Source organism: Spirobacillus cienkowskii, assembly GCF_037081835.1.
Classification (GTDB): domain Bacteria; phylum Bdellovibrionota_B; class Oligoflexia; order Silvanigrellales; family Silvanigrellaceae; genus Silvanigrella; species Silvanigrella cienkowskii.
This window is the reverse complement of the sequence record NZ_CP146516.1, coordinates 723,052-740,840: the sequence shown is the minus strand read 5'-3', so window position 1 is coordinate 740,840 and position 17,789 is coordinate 723,052. Positions and strand designations below refer to the sequence as shown.

Annotated in this window: 21 protein-coding genes; 18 read left to right on the top strand and 3 right to left on the bottom strand. The window is 31.9% G+C overall.

All coding sequences use genetic code 11. The annotated features are described in order from the left end of the window. Positions 1-1,875, bottom strand: a complete 1,875-nt coding sequence (locus Spiro2_RS03290) for a hypothetical protein (protein WP_338637011.1) — start codon at positions 1,873-1,875, stop codon at positions 1-3. Positions 1,876-2,112: 237 nt separating this feature from the next. Here Spiro2_RS03290 and Spiro2_RS03285 point away from each other — a divergent pair, with 237 nt between their 5' ends. Both Spiro2_RS03285 and Spiro2_RS03280 read left to right on the top strand, forming a co-directional pair. Beyond that, a complete protein-coding gene (locus Spiro2_RS03285) occupies positions 2,113-2,805 on the top strand; it encodes a peptidylprolyl isomerase (RefSeq protein WP_338637009.1) in 693 nt (230 codons plus the stop codon). A 187-nt stretch (positions 2,806-2,992) separates the two neighbouring features. Further along, positions 2,993-4,123 (top strand): DUF1624 domain-containing protein, encoded by a 1,131-nt coding sequence (locus Spiro2_RS03280; RefSeq protein WP_338637008.1) that lies wholly within the window; start codon positions 2,993-2,995, stop codon positions 4,121-4,123. Between the two features lies 1 nt (position 4,124). Here the strand turns inward: Spiro2_RS03280 and Spiro2_RS03275 are convergent, their stop codons facing one another. After that, positions 4,125-5,294 carry a pyridoxal phosphate-dependent aminotransferase gene (locus Spiro2_RS03275; RefSeq protein ID WP_338637006.1) on the bottom strand — a complete coding sequence of 390 codons (1,170 nt, stop codon included), beginning with the start codon at positions 5,292-5,294 and terminating at the stop codon, positions 4,125-4,127. A gap of 408 nt (positions 5,295-5,702) precedes the next feature. Between Spiro2_RS03275 and Spiro2_RS03270 the strand changes: the two genes are divergently transcribed. From Spiro2_RS03270 to greA, 12 genes are all read left to right on the top strand, one after another. Then, a complete protein-coding gene (locus Spiro2_RS03270; protein ID WP_338637004.1) occupies positions 5,703-6,554 on the top strand; it encodes a flagellin in 852 nt (283 codons plus the stop codon). 9 nt (positions 6,555-6,563) lie between these two features. After that, positions 6,564-7,445, top strand: coding sequence for a flagellin (locus Spiro2_RS03265; protein ID WP_338637002.1), 882 nt, complete (start codon positions 6,564-6,566; stop codon positions 7,443-7,445). Between the two features lie 15 nt (positions 7,446-7,460). Beyond that, positions 7,461-8,876 carry an RNA polymerase factor sigma-54 gene (rpoN, locus tag Spiro2_RS03260; protein WP_338637000.1) on the top strand — a complete coding sequence of 472 codons (1,416 nt, stop codon included), beginning with the start codon at positions 7,461-7,463 and terminating at the stop codon, positions 8,874-8,876. Positions 8,877-9,018: 142 nt separating this feature from the next. Next, positions 9,019-9,462 (top strand): HPF/RaiA family ribosome-associated protein, encoded by a 444-nt coding sequence (locus Spiro2_RS03255; protein WP_338636998.1) that lies wholly within the window; start codon positions 9,019-9,021, stop codon positions 9,460-9,462. Between the two features lie 117 nt (positions 9,463-9,579). Beyond that, positions 9,580-10,458 (top strand): RNase adapter RapZ, encoded by an 879-nt coding sequence (rapZ, locus tag Spiro2_RS03250; RefSeq protein WP_338636996.1) that lies wholly within the window; start codon positions 9,580-9,582, stop codon positions 10,456-10,458. Between the two features lie 98 nt (positions 10,459-10,556). Further along, entirely contained in the window at positions 10,557-10,883 is a 327-nt protein-coding gene (gene trxA / locus Spiro2_RS03245; protein ID WP_338636994.1) for a thioredoxin, read from the top strand. Positions 10,884-10,912: 29 nt separating this feature from the next. Continuing rightward, on the top strand, positions 10,913-11,794 hold the full coding sequence (locus tag Spiro2_RS03240; RefSeq protein ID WP_338636992.1) for a ribonuclease HII: 882 nt from the start codon (positions 10,913-10,915) through the stop codon (positions 11,792-11,794). A gap of 104 nt (positions 11,795-11,898) precedes the next feature. After that, positions 11,899-12,255: a hypothetical protein gene (locus tag Spiro2_RS03235; protein WP_338636990.1), complete on the top strand. Its 357-nt coding sequence runs from the start codon at positions 11,899-11,901 to the stop codon at positions 12,253-12,255. After that, positions 12,227-12,706 (top strand): hypothetical protein, encoded by a 480-nt coding sequence (locus Spiro2_RS03230; RefSeq protein WP_338636988.1) that lies wholly within the window; start codon positions 12,227-12,229, stop codon positions 12,704-12,706. Before Spiro2_RS03235 ends, Spiro2_RS03230 begins: the two co-directional genes overlap by 29 nt. Before the next feature lie 5 nt (positions 12,707-12,711). Next, positions 12,712-13,611, top strand: a complete 900-nt coding sequence (locus tag Spiro2_RS03225; RefSeq protein WP_338636986.1) for an N-acetylmuramic acid 6-phosphate etherase — start codon at positions 12,712-12,714, stop codon at positions 13,609-13,611. 106 nt (positions 13,612-13,717) lie between these two features. Further along, positions 13,718-13,966, top strand: a complete 249-nt coding sequence (locus Spiro2_RS03220) for a DUF1844 domain-containing protein (protein ID WP_338636984.1) — start codon at positions 13,718-13,720, stop codon at positions 13,964-13,966. A gap of 225 nt (positions 13,967-14,191) precedes the next feature. Further along, complete coding sequence (gene greA, locus Spiro2_RS03215; RefSeq protein WP_338636982.1) at positions 14,192-14,692, top strand: transcription elongation factor GreA; 501 nt, start codon at positions 14,192-14,194, stop codon at positions 14,690-14,692. 1 nt (position 14,693) lies between these two features. On the opposite strand, the gene Spiro2_RS03210 is transcribed toward greA, so the two are convergent. After that, positions 14,694-15,455 (bottom strand): hypothetical protein, encoded by a 762-nt coding sequence (locus Spiro2_RS03210; RefSeq protein WP_338636980.1) that lies wholly within the window; start codon positions 15,453-15,455, stop codon positions 14,694-14,696. A gap of 33 nt (positions 15,456-15,488) precedes the next feature. On the opposite strand from Spiro2_RS03210, the gene Spiro2_RS03205 reads away from it, so the two are divergent. From Spiro2_RS03205 to Spiro2_RS03190, 4 genes are read left to right on the top strand one after another with little or no spacing between them, the layout of a single operon-like run. Next, entirely contained in the window at positions 15,489-15,956 is a 468-nt protein-coding gene (locus Spiro2_RS03205; RefSeq protein ID WP_338636978.1) for a hypothetical protein, read from the top strand. 25 nt (positions 15,957-15,981) lie between these two features. Then, on the top strand, positions 15,982-16,296 hold the full coding sequence (locus Spiro2_RS03200) for a hypothetical protein (protein WP_338636976.1): 315 nt from the start codon (positions 15,982-15,984) through the stop codon (positions 16,294-16,296). 15 nt (positions 16,297-16,311) lie between these two features. Further along, positions 16,312-16,965, top strand: coding sequence for an RNA polymerase sigma factor (locus Spiro2_RS03195; RefSeq protein ID WP_338636974.1), 654 nt, complete (start codon positions 16,312-16,314; stop codon positions 16,963-16,965). A 59-nt stretch (positions 16,966-17,024) separates the two neighbouring features. Beyond that, positions 17,025-17,789 (top strand): hypothetical protein, encoded by a 765-nt coding sequence (locus Spiro2_RS03190; protein WP_338636972.1) that lies wholly within the window; start codon positions 17,025-17,027, stop codon positions 17,787-17,789.

The following is a 17,789-nucleotide window of genomic DNA, read 5'->3' as shown; positions in this document are numbered from 1 at the left end:
TTATTCTTGTTTTTCTTTGGGAACTAGCATTTTTGTTTGTATTTTTTGTTTTAAATTAAAATAAAGCTTTGAATAAACCTCTTTTAATGCATTATAACTCATTTGATTTCTATATAATTTATTTTGAACTTGAATTGTGGAAGTTAAAGAAAATGTTCTCGCATAGTGTGTAGCAGGAAAATTTAACGTTACTGCTTCAATATTTTTATTTTTATCTGCCCAACTAAAATAAGCTGTATAAGCAAAGTAACGATTAGTAGAACCAGAAATATTATCCACCCTTAAAATATTACCTGCAAAATCAAAAATATTATAATCGGTATTATTTGAATTCAACTTAAAAAACCATCTATACTCATGAGTCATACTTCCTTGATTCGAACAATAATCGCTATTGATCCATCCCCAAGCACCTCCTCCACTTTTTAATAAAGAAGAAAAGTAGCAAACCTGAGGACCATTACGCTCATGACCATAGCTTGAAAATAATGAATTATTATGTGCATTATAAAAATTGACATACTTATTTAAAGAAGAAGGAGAATCGACAAACATATATCCTTTTGATGTGGGATATAACACATATTTATTTTCCACCATTAACGGATCAACAGAAAACTGCACTAATGCTTTTGTTTTATTTTGAAGCATTAATGCGTCACTTCTATGAATTTTAATCACTGACCCTGATTTATAATTATTAGCAAGATAAATATAATAATTATAGCTTGATGCAATATATCTATTATCTAAAGACGCTATCGTTAAATTATCTTTATCTAAATCTACTAACTTCCAAAATTGTTTGTAGTCATTTAAATCACAAATTTCTAATTTTATATAATCTTTTTGTAATTTTCCTGCTACAAGACAATAATATTGTTTCTTATGACCATCGTCAACTTCTGTAATAATTTGCCCAAACTCTGTAAAGTTCCAATGCGCTGCAACTTCACAAAAATCAATATAAACATAATACTGCGAAGCTGGATTCAAACAGTATTTCCCTTTATTAAAAACGCTCAATTTAAATTTAAATTGAGTTTTTGGTAAAAAATAATTAGGATTTTCAACAACTTCTAAAGCCCTTAGCGATTCTTTAGGACATAAATTATTTTCTGGTAAATTATCGTTACGTTTTTTCATTGCGTGTGCATTAGAATTAGAAGGAACCTCTGCGCACGCAAACCCAGCGGATGTGCCATTATATGAATAATATACATTTCTATATGTACCTATCGAGTAGGTGTCAGGATGCAGCATTGGAATCACATGCGGTTCTGTTCTGCTTTCTCTGGTTACAGTGTTAACAATTTCTTCTCTTTCTACAAATCGTCTCGAATTCATATCAAATTCATAGCGGGTCGCAGAAATAATTGTTTCTGGATGTATTTCATACAGAGCAGCATATTCATTTTCCCATGTATAAATGTGCCGCAAGTTTTCTAGCTGTTGTCTAATTATGGGGTTATCTGTTTCTCTGAGTGCACGCTCATAGGTGTCCGTAACACTCACAAAGTTATTTTGAGGCACTATTTCATACAGATAAAATTCTCGAACATTCCACCAACCCATCGCATAAGCTTGAGCAAAGCTGACCGCATATTGCCTATTCGATGTCGTGCTAATAAATCCACTAAACTGCCCTGGATCACCTGTAATATGTAATCCCAAATCTGTGTGATAATTTGTACTTCTTGAAAATCCAAGTAAAAATTTTTCTTTTGGCGCAGAAGGGCTTGTACGATAAACTCTATTTGGAATAATATTGTTATTTTCAATACCAGGATCCATTGAATAAATTTCACGTCCATAAAAACCCAAAAATAGAAATATAATAAAAGTTATTTTTAAAAAATTTTTTATTAAAAACATATTTTTCTCCACTAAAATAATAATGATTTAAACTGTATTAATTTTAATACGATCTTTATCCTATAATTAATTAATTTTAAGCAATTATTTGAGTTTTTAAAAAAACCTTATCAACGTATTTCAATAACGGATTCCTCTAAAATTTATATAAAATTTTTCTTTAAATAATTTAATTTTTGAGTTATAACAGCTCTCACTTTTACGTCTTCTAAACGGAGATAAACAAAGGAGCCTCCTATGAATCAAAAAGTTAAAATTATTTTAACAACAATTTTATTATCAAATTTCTTTTATATTCAAACAATTTATGCCGAAAACGAGAGAAAAATAAGCTCTAAAATTGATTTGAAAAAAAAATCGCAAAAACAACATTCAACCTCTCCTGAGGAATTATCAACAAAAGGCAACATTCAGGTTGTTATGAATACTAGTTTAGGAAAAATAAAACTCGAACTATTTAAGGAAAAAGATCCACTTACAGTAAATAATTTTTTAAGCTATGTCAAAGCAGGTTTTTATAATGGCACAATATTCCACAGAATAATAGATGGATTTATTATACAAGGAGGCGCTTATGATAAAAATTTTAACGAAAAAATAAATAAACAACCTTCAATTAAAAACATGTCCCATCTTGGATTAAAAAATACTATAGGCACTATTGCCATGGCAAGAAAACCAAATGCTCCAGATTCTGCTACTTCTCAGTTTTTTATAAATTTATTAAATAATCAAAATTTAGATTATCAAAGAAATGAGCATGGATATGCAGTATTTGGCAAAATTACTTCTGGCCTAGAAATAGTCCAAAAAATTGCGAAACAAAAAATTGGACAAAGAGAAGGTATGTATTATGTTCCTTTTTATCCAGAATTTGCAATTATTCATTCTATTGAATGCTCAGAATGCTCTGTAAACAATACAAATTAATTGATAATTTATAATTATTTAAAATAATAAAATTATATTTCTTCATAAAATGATTTAACTTCCTTTTTAACTTGACGAATATTTCATTAAAGTTATTCGATTTTTAGACATATTAATCTACAAAATAACCTTGTTATTTTTAGTAAATTAACAAAAAAAACACACTTTAAAATAAGGGTCATTGTTTATGAGATTAAATTCATTAGATAGTACTCGAGGTATTATTTTAATTATGATGGCTCTTGATCATGCTAAAGACTTAATTATGCGAGAATTTATTTTTGTCTCAGAATCATGGTCTGGTCAGTATGCCTACTATAATGATTTTTCATTATTTTTTTCACGGTTCATTACCCATCTTTGCGCACCTGCGTTTGCATTTATGATGGGATTAAGCATGATATTACTATGCAAAAGTAATTCCACTGTTTGGAAAAAAGAAGTGGAAATGTGGAAATATTTTTTTAAACGTGGCATTGTATTAATTATTTTAGAAGTAATTTTATTTTCTCCAATTTGGAGCTATGCATTTAAATCAGACAATATTTCATATGAATTTGGTGTCCTGGGAATGCTTGGGACATCAATGATAATTTGTAGTTTTTTTCTTAAAAGACACTGGTCCATTTCGTTTGCAACAGTTATTTTTGGTTTAATTTCGTCTATAATTTTTATAACCAATGCACCTAAATTTGATCTCAGTAATTTATTGTTAAAAATTCTTTTTATCCCAGACATGACCAGCGTAGTTTATCCAATTTTCCCGTGGCTAGGTGTCAGTTTACTAGGTATATTATTTGGAAAAATTCTGATAAAAAATCAAAAACTAGCTTTTAAATTAATTCTACCATCAAGTATCGTTTTTTTAACTCTTTTTGTAATTGCTCGTAACTTTGGAGGAATTGCTTTTAATTTACGTCCAGATTTATCACTGACTGATGCTAATTGGTGGAGTTTTTTTTATGTAGTTAAGTATCCGCCTTCAATAGTGTATTTATTATTTACCTTAGGTACATTCTTTTTGATATTTTATGTATTCAATAAATTAGAGAATTTAAATCCCAAAAAATATCGTTTTCTATTTTCGCTGCTTAATATTTTCAAAGTTTATGGTAAAACAACTTTCTTTTTCTATGCTTTGCATTTACCTATTTTATTAATAATTGGAATTATTTTTTACAATGGTTTTGGCTTGAGCTCATTATCTATAGCAATTTTAGGCTGGATAGGCTTACTTTTAATCTTATATCCACTTTGTAAAAAGTATCAAAAATTTAAGAAAACCAAAAACCATAACTCACTATGGAAACTGTTTTGAGTTAAGTTAAAAAAACGTTTCTTAACAGTTTTCCACCTTCCAAAACATTCTGTGTGCTGCAACTAAATGCAAAACGTATTGCATTCGCACAGCTAACTCCAAAACTATCTCCTGGGGCACTGCCTATACCACGTTCCGCTAAAAAGTCAGATAGTTGGGAAACAGATTTTAGGTGCAAATTTTCAAGTAAAAATGGTTCTACTTCGCACCACATATAAAATGCCCCTTGTGGCTTAAAAGGAACAATACCAGGAATATGACTCAGAGAATCAAACAAAGCATCCCTTCTGACTTTGTACTCAGAAAGCATAAAATTTAGGTGATCACGTGGCCCAGTCACAGCAGCAAGAGCTCCCCATTGTGCAATGCTATTGATTCCATTTACTGTACAACGCAATAGTTTTGGTATTCTTTCTTTTAACAATTGATTCGTTGTCACAATATATCCAACCCTTAAACCACTCATAGCGTGGGTTTTAGAAAAAGAATATATAGAAATAATTTTATTATAACCTGATAGTTCACTTGCCGGAGAGTAATGTTCTCCTTCATAAACAAGATCTTCATAGGCTTCATCGCAAATAATCCATAAACCTCTTGCAGCAGCTAAATTAACAATTCTTTGCAACTCTTCTTTTGGAACAATGGCTCCAGTAGGATTTTGTGGAGAATTAATAAAAATAGCTTTTGTTCGAGAGGTCAGTTTACGAGAAATATCTTCCCAAAGATATTGATAATTATTTTGTCTTGTTAAAGGAACAGAAACTGTAACCCCTCCTGCTAAACGAATATTTTCACCAATTTCTGTCCAAAGTGGTTCGGGGGTAATCACTTCATCACCATTTTCTAACAGACATTGAAACAAAACGTAAAGTGCGTGCATTGCACCGTTTGTTACAAAAATATCATTCACAGACACATTAATTTTATTTTGTAATTTTAGTTTTTGGGCTAACGCAGACAACAGATCAGGAATACCATTGTTAGGAATATAATGCGTTTTGCCATCACGAATTGCCTTCTCCATTGCTTCAGAAATATGAGGAGCAATAGAAAAGCTAGGATCTCCTGATTCTAGCCGAAATACTGGCTTACCTGTCGATTGAAGCTTGAGGAGTCTTTCTCTAATTTGCACGATTTTTCCAAAACTAATTGAGTCAAGACGATTCATTATAATTCCCCTAGTTTTTATAAAATAAAATAATGTAACCCAACAGAGACAACCAGAAGTCGAGACAAAAGTCAAGAAACAAGGCAAATATTTTCAAGCCATTGTAAATATTTGTTTTATAAGAACTTAACATAAATACACTTTTTTTAGTCAATACAAAGACAATTCCAATTTTTCCACCAACAAAAATATAACTATTTATTATGATTAATTTTTTTAAAATATTTTTTAAAATATAAAAAATTTGTTAATTTATCAATTTTTTAATTCGATAAAACCTCTAATGGTCATGGAACCTCTAAGGAAATAAGGAGAATGACCAGATTTTTTGCAAAGTATCAAGGTTGGTACTGCAAACTTCCCAACATGAGCAAACCACATTGTTGGGTTTTCACGGAGGAATTTATCATGGGATTACGTATTAAAACAAACGTTGAAACACTCACCGCACAACGTTTTCTTTCTAATAACAATTCAGATTTATCGTCAAGCATGGAAAAACTGTCATCAGGAAGTCGCATTAATAAATCCGCAGATGATGCAGCAGGTCTTGCGATTTCAGAAGGTTTGAGAGCAAAAACAAGAAGTTTGCTTCAAGCTAAACGCAATGCAAATGATGGCATTTCTTTAGTTCAAGTTGCCGAAGGCGGACTTAACGAAACAACAAATATTTTAATTCGCATGCGCGAACTGACTATGCAGTCTGCAAGCGATACCGTTTCAGAAATTGAACGCTCTTATATTGATAAAGAATATCAAGAACTGACTCAAGAAATTGATAGAATTTCAGAAACTACAGAATTTAATGGCAGAAAACTTCTTTCAGCAGAAACTTATGAAGAACCAATAACTTTACAAGTTGGATATAACGGAACAGAAAACGATATATTAACGTTACAATTTGCAGAAGATGCAACAGGTATTAGCTCAGAAATACTTGGCCTCACCGACACCTCTTTAGCTGGCACAGATAGAGAAGAAATCGCTGATAATTTAAATAAAATAGATGAAAGCTTAAACATGATTGCAGCAACTCGTGCAACATTAGGCGCAGCTCAATCAAGACTCAACTCCGCAATCAGTAATATTTCAATTAACACAGAAAATATGATGGCAGCAAATAGCCGTATTCGCGATACAGATTTTGCAGAAGAAACTGCGAAATTTTCTCAAAGCAAAATTTTAACACAAAGTGGTCTCGCTATTCTTGCTCAAGCAAATCTCAGACCAGAAATGGCTTTAGCACTATTACGTAATTAGAGGTTTATCATGGGAATGAGAATTAAATCAAACATTGAAAGTCTTATGACACAAAGAAAGCTAAGCGAAAATTTAGACGAGCTCAATGATAGTTTACAAAAATTATCCTCGGGATTGAGAATAAATAAATCAGCTGACGACGCGGCGGGACTTGCCATTTCAGAAACAATGCGAGCCAAAATACGCAGCTTTTCTCAAGCCAAACGCAATGCTTCTGATGGTATCTCTTTATTACAAACTGGTGAAGGTGGATTGAGCGAACTCAATAACATTATTATTAGAATGCGCGAACTCACAACGCAAGCGGCAAGTGATACTGTAGGTCCAACAGAAAGATCTTTTTTAAACAAAGAGTTTCAAGAACTTTCACAAGAGATAAATCGAATAAAAGATCAAACTGAGTTTAATGGTAGAAAAATTCTTTCTGATGAAGATGAAAACAACATTAATATTCAGGTTGGAGTTAATTTTCGCACAGCCGATGGTGAAACAAATACTGATAATGAAATAATTACATTAAATTTTGAAGACCTTGCGGATTTAAATGAATCTCTCGCAGAACTCACAGATCTCAGTATCGAAGGAGAAAGCGGAGAAGAGTTAGAAGGAGGTAATGTAGAAGACATTTTTTCTACGCTCGACAATTCAATGCTAAACGTAACAAAAACAAGAGCAACATTTGGAGCATTGCAAAGTCGCCTAAACTCAACTATTACCTCAATTGATATTGGAAGCGAAAACTTAAGCGCAGCGCAATCCAGAATTAGAGATGTTGATTACGCTTCAGAATCTGCGCGCTTTGCTCAAAGTAAAATTCTTGTGAACGCTGGCTCAGCAATTATGGCGCAAGCTAATCATTTTTCTGAAAATGTGCTACTTTTTTTAAGGTAGGGGAGTACTTGTTGAATGGCTTTAGAAATTAAACAAGGTTTAAAAACAACCCAAAAGCTTTCTTTATCAGCTGAACTAAAACATTCAATAACTGTATTAACATTAGGACGTTTTGAACTTGAAAAATTAATTAATGAAGAATTAGAAAAAAATCCTTGCCTTGTGAGTTTACCGACTCGGCAAGAATTAGAAAATATTCAAAACTATGCAGATCTAAAACAAAGTATCCTAAAATCTTATAATAATTCTGACTATACAGAGAGATATAATGATATTAAAAGTATAGAATTAATTTCTACTAACAATGCGCGTCGAGAAATTGCGGACGTATCACAATTTACTTCTCTCCATTCATTCATAGAAAATCAAATTTCAATGTTACGATTGAGTGATTATGAAAAAGAATGTAGCTTAATTATTTTACAATATCTTGATGATAACGGATTTTTAGGTTCAGACATAAATTCTATTGCAGAAAACCATAAAATTTACCTCGATGATATTAAGTTTGCTCTAGAAACTATTCAAAAATGCGAACCTTCAGGAGTTGGAGCGCGCTCACTGCAAGAATGCCTTTTGTTGCAAATTAACAGAATTGAAAAAAAGCCTAAACTCACAGAAAAAATATTAAATGACTATTGGATTGATTTCCAAAAACAAAATTTTAGCAAAATTTCTCGTATTGAAAAAGTTCCTATTGATGAAGTAAAACTTGCTTTTCGTTTTATTAAAACCCAGCTTGATCCCAAACCAGCAAGACAATTTGGTAATTTATTAAATCATAACGTTACACCTGATGTCTATGTTTTTAAAAGAGATAACAAATGGCTTTGCAGTATGAATGATAATGGTTTACCAAGACTTAAGCTTTCCAAAAAATATTCTAATCTAATAGAAGTATTAAAAAAAGAAATTGATAAACCAAAATCTAAAGATACATTTAAATATATTAATGATAATTTAAAATCAGCACAATGGTTAGTTAAATCCATTAAAGATAGAAATAAAACTATTTTAAAAGTTGTTGAATGCATCATTAAATACCAAGAAAATTTTTTTGAAAAAGGAATAGAATATTTAGCCCCACTCACTCTAAAAGTTGTCGCACAGGAATTAAATTTACATGAAAGCACAATTTCTCGAGCAACATCAGATAAATATCTTTATTCACCGAGAGGATTATTTGAATTAAAATATTTTTTTAATTCTGCTATTGAAAATAATTCGGGAAAAGAGCTTGCAAATGAATCTATTCGTCAATTTGTTGCAGAATTAATTAAACTTGAAGATAAGAAAAATCCTCTTTCTGATCAAGAAATATCAGAAAAAATTGAATTAAATAGAGGGATTAAAATCGCTCGCCGGACAGTCACCAAATACAGAGAATCATTAGGCTTAATGTCTTCCACAAAAAGAATTCAAAGATTCTAATTACTTATTTAAATATCGTTGACAGCATGAATATATTTTGATATAAATTAATTAAATATTACATTTATACTGTAATATTTAGGAAAGAATAGCGTTATTTCTGATTTCATTTGCCTTAGCTTTTTTTTGCGTAGGAGGTTTTATGCAAGTCGAATTTCAATTTATCAACTTTCCAAAGTCAAAGGATATTCGTGCTTTAGTTGAGCACAAAATTAAGGAATGCGTAGAAAAATTCTCTAATAAAACAACTTTTGTAAGAGCATTTTTCACTCTTGACGGATTTGAGCATCACGTTAAAGTTTCTGTTGTTTCTGGGAAAATTAATACATGCGTTAATGCAAGTGCTAATAATATTGCCCTTTCTATTGACAAAGTCGTAAACAAATTAAACTCGTCATTAAGACGACTCACTAAAAAAAGAATTCACAAACGTGCCGAGTTCTCGATTGTCAGTGATCAATCTGCTTATAATGTAACTAATTTACGCAGGAATAAAAGATTTGTTCCTTTAAATGAAAATGTTTTTGATAAATACGAAACAAATTATATTTCAGATTTTGAAGATCTTTCTCGTAAAACAGGCTAGTTTACTAAAATATAATAAACTTTAAAGTGAGGAGAGCTTATAAAAGGCTCTCCTCTTTGTTTTTTAACAGAAAAAAGTTAGAATATGTATTCTCTTGGTTTTAATCTTGGAGATACAATGACCACTCATAAAAAAAACTTAATAATAATATCAGGACTCGCTGGTTCGGGAAAAACAATAGCAATTCATGCTTTAGAAGATTTAGGATTTTACTGTATAGACAACTTGCCGGCTGTTTTATTAAGTTCTTTCGCAGCAGCCATTCAAAACAATCACATCAAATCGTCTCATATTGCACTAGCGCTCGATTCTCGCGATCAAGATAACCCTAATGCATTTGAAACCATTTATTCTGCTCTTTCTAAAATTTGCTCTATTCAAATTATTTATATTAAAGCTTCTGAAGATATTATATTAAGACGCTACAGTGAAACCAGAAGACAGCACCCACTCAGTGTAAATTTTCCTTCTTTCTCTCTTCAAGAAGTGATTAAACTTGATGAAAAAACTTTAGAACCTATTAAAAGTCTTGCTCATCGCGTTATAGATACTTCTACTATGTCTTCTAAGTATTTAAGACAATATATTTATAAACATTTCCCAATTAATAATGAAACAAAACATTTAAGACTTCATTTTATTTCTTTTGGTTTCAAACATGGCGTACCCTCAGATTTGGATACGTTATTTGATGTCCGTTGTTTTAAAAATCCGCATTACGAAAGTCAATTGCGAGAACACAATGGTCTCAATTCACTCATTAAAGATTATGTGTTTAGCGATCCGAATGTCACACTCTTTATCAATAAAGTTATAGATTTAATTCAATTTTTTTACCCATTATATCTTGAAGAAGGAAAACATCATTTTTCTATAGGAATCGGCTGTACCGGAGGAAAACATAGGAGCGTTGCAATATCTGAAGAACTTTTTAAGCAACTGTGTAATCAATTTTCTCATGTTTCTATCGAGCATCGTCATATTGAAGAAGAGTAACTTTGAGACAACTTGACCTCTCTAAAAATTCAATCAAACATACTAATGTTTTCTTGGTAGATACAAGACCAAGTGGTATTTTTAGAAAGGATTAACCTATGTCAGAATTAGTATTAGAAGTGACAGATAAAAATTTTAAAACAGAAGTTTTAGAAAGCAATTCCCTTGTATTGGTTGATTTTTGGGCAGAATGGTGCGGACCATGCAGAGCACTCGCACCAACTGTAGAAAGAGTTGCTGAAAAACATTCAGACACTATTAAGGTTTGCAAAATCAATATAGAAGAAAATCCTGAAATCACTACGCAATTTAATATCCGCCAAATTCCTTTTCTGGCGTTTATAAAAAATGGTCAAAAGGTGGCAGAGCTTATTGGCAACCAACCAGAAGATGCTATTTTAAAACAAATTGCTCAACTCAAATAGCTGTTTGATAAACAACCATGAGCACCTCAATGCAATCCTACTTTCCAAATGAGTTTTTCTTATTAAATTTACTTTCTACTCATCATCACATTTCTAAAAAGATAATTATTGCTATCGATGAGGTCGGCAGAGGGTGTGTTGCTGGGCCTGTGTTGTGTTGTGCGAGTCTTTGGATTTCTGCCACCGAAGTTCCGTTTCAAACGCAACAGCAGCAAACATGGCTCCCCTTAATTGATGATAGTAAAAAGTTAACTGAAAAAAAACGTAACCAATGTTTTGCAGCAATTCTTGCTAGTTACCAATCTAAGCCAGATACATTTTCAACTTCAACCACACACTTTATTCCAAATAACCCTAGTAGTTTAAACTCATCACAAACCCAAATTCACTGGAATGCCGCCAAATTTTTAGAATTAAAACAACATTCTCAATTTATAACAGAGAAAGAGATGATGTGTGTTCACTTTGCTTTAGGCGAGTCTTCTGCAGAGGAGGTCGATTCTTACAATATTTGGCAAGCTGTACAACTCGCAGCAGCGCGAGCTTTGAATCTGTTATGTCAATTATTTAAAAATCAATCGAATTTAACTTTAAATTTCTTAAATGACGCAATCATTTTAATGGATGGAAAACATTTTTTAAATGTGCCTAAAGATTTTATAAATATTCCTCAAATCACAATAACCCAAGCAGATAGTGTCTTTAAGAGTGTTGGTTTTTCAAGCGTAATTGCCAAAGTCTCACGAGATAATTTTATGATTTCTCAGGATAAAGAATATCCATTATTTGGTTTTTCAAAACACAAAGGTTATGGCACTGCAAAACATCTCTCATTAATCAAAGACGCTGGCTCCTGTCCACTGCATCGCAAGAGCTTCTTAACAAACTGCCAAAAAACCACCTTATTCTAAAGCAAATTTAATAAACACCGATACCTTATCTAGGAGTTATAGGTTTTTGATAATTATGATCAAAAAAAACCTAAGATATTGATTTAATTAGAGGTTTCATTAAAATGAAACAGAATAATGCAAATTCTAGCAAAGTGGATGTGTCATACGAGCTTTACCGAGAGCTAGCTGGCGAAATTTGCGCTCCAATTGATGATAATAATATGACATTTGATCTCCGTTATGAGCTTTATACGAGTAAAATGACTTACTTATTAAATATTCAAGAACAATGCTTTCGATGCATAAATTTAACCTCTGACTCTCATTCATATACCAAAGACGATCTTCTTGTTATTCAAGATGCAATAGAAATTACGAAACAATTTATTAGACAAACAATTCTTGAAGCACTTATCCACAGCTTAAACACAGCAACAAAGAAGAACTTCTATGCTTCCAGAAATTCAACCTGTACTTGAAATTTTTGAAGAATTAAGCTTCGACGATAAAGCATTTTTCTCTTTTAAAAATGAAGAGAATTTAGAGGTTGTTGCGCTATATTCAAAAAAACAAGACAAAAAAAATTGGAGCATCTGGTTTGCTATAAACGAGCAGGCATCTAAACAAACTTTATCATCTACACATATCAAAAAAGCAATTAAAGCTTACAAAGTCAGTGAAAAACAATTTATCCAGCAAATTACCGATATACTTATGACCCAAGCAATGTTTGCAAACGAGTTTATTGACCAATTATCAAGAGTATTTGGAGAAGAAGCTGTGCAAAATAATCTATCCCAAACCGAATGTTACTTTAACAAAAATGACATTGTTTTAAATTCATTGAGTGAAATTGATATGTTAAAAGACCAACTAAAACGCTCAAAAGAGCGATTAACTAACAAAACAAGATTAAAAATAGTAAAGTAATAAAAATGAATACAGAAAAAAGATCTAAAAAATATAGTAATCTTGATTTATGGGACAATAAAGAAGTTTTAGAAACAATTTTAGAGTCACAACTCAATTCTATTTGTTCTATTAAACAACTTATTTCTGATATTGATTCTGCTGTCACAAAGGCAACGACACTGCTAGAACACGGTGGGCGATTAATTTTTGCTGGAGCAGGAACTTCTGGACGACTTGCAGCTCAAGAAAGTGCCGAATTGTATCCAACTTATGCATGGCCTAAAAATAAAACTCACTATCTTATTGCTGGAGGCGACAAAGCTCTTTCACAATCTGTTGAAAATGCAGAAGATTCTATTGAAAAAGGAGAACATGATTGCATAAAAATTAAGCCAACTTCTAAAGATGTCGTAATTTGTGTTGCGGCGAGCGGTCGAACCCCATACACTCTTGGCGTTTTAAGAACTGCAAACCAAGCTGGTGCATTAACAATCGGTATTTCTTCTTTGGAACACGCCCCAATTCTTAACGAAGCTAAAATTAAACTTTTTACCAACACTGGCTCCGAAGTGATTGCAGGATCTACGCGTATGAAAGCAGGAACCGCGCAAAAAGTTATTTTAAATATGATTACAACAGCTTTAATGATCAAACTCAACAGAACATATGATGGGTATATGGTTGATGTTGTTGCAAGCAACGAGAAACTACAACATCGTGCTATTCATATTATTTCTGAAATCTGCCTAGCAGACTCTGAGGCCGCAAAACAAGCATTATTAACGTGTCATGGCAACGTAAAGCTTGCTTGTGTTTACCTTAAATGCCAATCTAAAGAGTTGGCCGAAGAAATATTATCTAAAACAAGCGGAAATTTAAGAAAATCTCTTGAAAAACTTCCTGAACATTATAAAAAATCATAATAATATTTTGAGCTTCTTATTAAAAGCTCTGCCATTAAAAAGAAAGATATCAAAACATATCAATATATGATAAATAGCAAATGAGACTTTTTTGGAGAAGGCCGTTATGCAGGAACATTCTTTATTTGACATATTAGTTTTATCATTGGGCAATGCAGCTCTTGTGGGGCTTGGAATTGTTCCAGAACCAGACAGTAAAACAATTCAAAAAGATATTGAATCCGCAAAATACAATATTGAACTTTTAGAAACATTACAAAAAAAAACAAAGGGTAACTTAACAAACGCAGAAGAGGAAATGCTTGCAAACTTGCTTTATGACCTACGACTGAAGTATGTTGAAGCAAAGAAATAAGCATGCTATCTTCTTAATGTATCATTGATTATTACATGATACTCGCATGTTATGTAAACGGGCTGGGCATTGCAAAGCGCGCTCAGTCCGTATACTCGTTGATAACAAGATCAATGGCTTTGCTATTCACGCAAATCTAGCGAATCGATCTTTCATATCAATTACATTGGTAAAAAAGTTCGGTTTGTTTCTTTTTTTATGCAAACTATAAAAGGTAACTAAACTATGTCAGCTAACTCAAATTCCCCCATTCCAATTACTGCAATTGGACATGAAAAGCTTAAAGAAGAGCTTAAAAAACTAAAAACAATTGATAGACCAAAAGTCATTTCTGAAATTGCAGAAGCACGTGCGCTAGGTGATTTATCAGAAAACGCAGAGTACCATGCTGCCCGCGAAAAACAAGGTTTCATTGAAGGCCGAATTATGGAACTTGAAGACAAACTCGGTAGAGTTCAAATTATTCAAGTTGGTAAAGGAAAAACAGATAGAGTTGTTTTTGGTGCTGTTGTTTCTTTAATGGATGTGAGTGATGATTCACACGGCGAAGAAAAAAGCTACAAAATTGTTGGTGATTTAGAAGCTGATATTAAAAATAATGCCATTTCAATTTCAAGTCCACTTGCAAAATCCCTCATTAACAAAACTGTTGGGGATGTTGTTGCTGTAAGTCTTCCACGTGGAGAAAAATACTATGAAGTCAAAGACATTCAATTTGCTGATTAAATTAATTAATAATTGAATTGATATCGCCAATCTGAAAAGTTATACCAAAACCTGCAAAATAACTATTATTTTTGATACTGAGAGTATTTAAATATGTAGCAGAAGAATTGTTATTTAATGGCGTTATCTGCTGCAATCTCCAACCACTTTGAAAAGAAAATGCTTTGTTTTTTTTGAAAAAGTAATCTAAACCTAAAAAAATGCAGATCATATCTGGTACTGGTGAAATATTTTTAACAATATCAGCATCTGTTTTGACGTTCATAAACTTATACCACACAGCACTATATTCTATTCCTGCAAGTATTCGACTTTTTGCTAGATTATATGTAAGTCCCCCTAAAATAGAAGGAAACAGATAGCCGTGACTTTGAAGCAGTCTTGTATTACTACCAAGGTTAAAATCAGTTAAAAAACCAGTTGTTGTACCTACAAAAAAACCAAATCGTGAAATCAAATTGATATGATAAGAATATCTTAAAAATAATCCCGAATTTATTGCATGAGATTGAAAAGCGCTGATTTTCTGATTAGAACTCGATGATATTTTCTGACTGACATCCCATTTTGAGTACTCAGCAGAATAAAATATTGATAGATTATGTCCTGAGCGAAATACAGGGACATAACCTTCATCTGTTTCAATAGCAATGCTGTCTTCGGCAAAGGCCTTTGTGTTTAAATACAGTAATTGTGATAGAGTGATAAGTGGTATAAAAGTTCTTATTAAAAGAGGTGCACTATTAAAATATCTCTTTACCATGTTCAAAAACCATTGTGGATGTTTATTGCAATAGTGATGATTTCGATTGTAGCATCTTCTGCGCATCAGTTGTCTATTTCCTTAATTGGAAGCTTTGCAGCACTTATTACAGCGGCATTTGTTTATTTTATAAATAAATTTTATGTTTACCAACTTTTTTTTATTGGATTCCATCTATTACCAATTGCTCTAATCCTTATTTTTCAGTCACAAGAAATTATTGTTATTGCAATAATCTTGGTATTTTTAAGAGAAACTCTGCGACTAAGCAAAATTCAAGGCGAAAACGAATCTCGTACAAGCTTATTATCGAATCTTGGTGTGATAAAGCCAGAAAGAAATATTTTACTGGTTTTAAATTGCTCTATGCCTTTTATAGTCGCTTCATTTTTGCTAGCGTTGCTTTCTGTATTTTTCTCTGTGTTTTCTAGCGCTCTTGCATACTGTTCGCTTTTCCTATTTGCTATCTGTTTTGGAGCTCTTATAATTAACGAGCATTGAATGACAAAAAATGGAGAAAAAATTGATGAATCACCCTAACTTTTCGTTTGACTGGAAAAAAATACAAGAAACACTTACTGATGCAGCAAAAATAAGCTCAAGAGAATTGATACGAGGTCTTGATGAAGCTAAGCGTCAAATTAGCAAAATGCAACTTTTGCAAAAGCGCAAAGAACTTTTTGCAGAGCTAGGAAGAAGCTTTTACGATGCTTATCAAGATGGCTTACCAGAAGACATTGATCGTTTTTTAAAAGAAACTGAACTTTATGAAATCATACAAGATATTCAAGATACAGATAAAGACCTTATGAAACTAAGAGAAATTAATAAAAGTTCATAATAGAAAAGACACTGCATGAATAATACCAAATATTTAGATTCTGTTATTTCTGTAGAAATCAATTGGAATTCATTATTTGTTTTTCATTCTAAAAAATATTGGAACCCTATGTTACGTTTTAGCTACAGCTTATGTCACGATAGAAGTTCCGCTGAAGATATTTTACAAACTTCATTATTAAAATCTTTGCAAGCATTTCAAAAATTTGTTACTCAGTATTGTAACAATATTTCCACAACAAATGATATTAATAATTTATTTTTAAGCCAAGACATTCAACATCATTTTAAAAACTGGTTATATCGCATTGTAAAAAATACGTATCTTGATAACCATGCAATTTCTAAAAAATGGAATTATGATAGTTTGGATGAAGCAGTAATAAACAATAATCTACCTGATGCAAATTCATATCATTTAAACTCACCAAAATTAACCAATAATTTAAAAGAACAAGAACAAGAATTTTATAGAATAGCTCTTGATGACAACTGGAAAAGTCGCTTAAGCAGTTTAAACGAAAAGCAACGGAGCGTTCTTTATCTTGCTGCAGAAAACTATTCTTACAAAGAAATTTCTTTAATTTTAGACATCCCAATTGGCACAGTAATGAGCAACTTATCTCGTACAATAAAAAAATTAAGACCCACTGCTAACAATTTGGAATAAATAACACTTTACAAACGTAATTATCATTAAGTATGTTTCTCGCTTTGAGGTTTATTGACATGGTACCACACCAACCAGACAATCAAGACAACACTAATAAATGGAAACAACAGGTAAACGAATATTTTCACGATATCTCACTTTCGATGCAAAAAAAACATTCTCTTGAGCATCTCATAACGAGCGCAACATTTTCTCAAAAGAGGCGCTTTTTGCATAAAGTAAAACATAGCTTTTTTTACAAATTAAATTTTTCTTATTTTAAAAAGAATAATAAATTTTTCACACATTTTACAACAGCATGTTTTTCTGCATTAACAACGTGGGGAAGTATTAAATTTTTTGAAAATGTGAGCCATGACTTTATTATTGATATGGTTGCAACGGTGCAAGATTCTCGCACATTACCACCAGATTTTGACTTAGTTGGTGATGCTTCTGGTCTGCCCGAACTCTCTTTAGAATCTCTACCCAATCAGGCTTTTACTCCTAATATCCCAAACCAACTATCACAATTTTATTCAGCGAGTGAGGGACGATTTTTTTTATATAAAGGCTTACAAGGAGTAAGCATTAACTTACATTCTAATACAAATAACCAATCAAACTTACTACCACACCCAGCAACTCTTTATATTGTAAAACTGACAAAAAACAATTTAGAGTCTTTTCCAAAACAAAAAGTTCTAAAACGTATTCGAACTTCTTCAAGTAAAGTGAATAGAGTCTATGCATGGAGAGATGATGTGTATGGGTATGCAATGGTACAAAACGTACCCTCATCAATAGAAAATACAGATTTACCAAATCTTATTATTGATTAA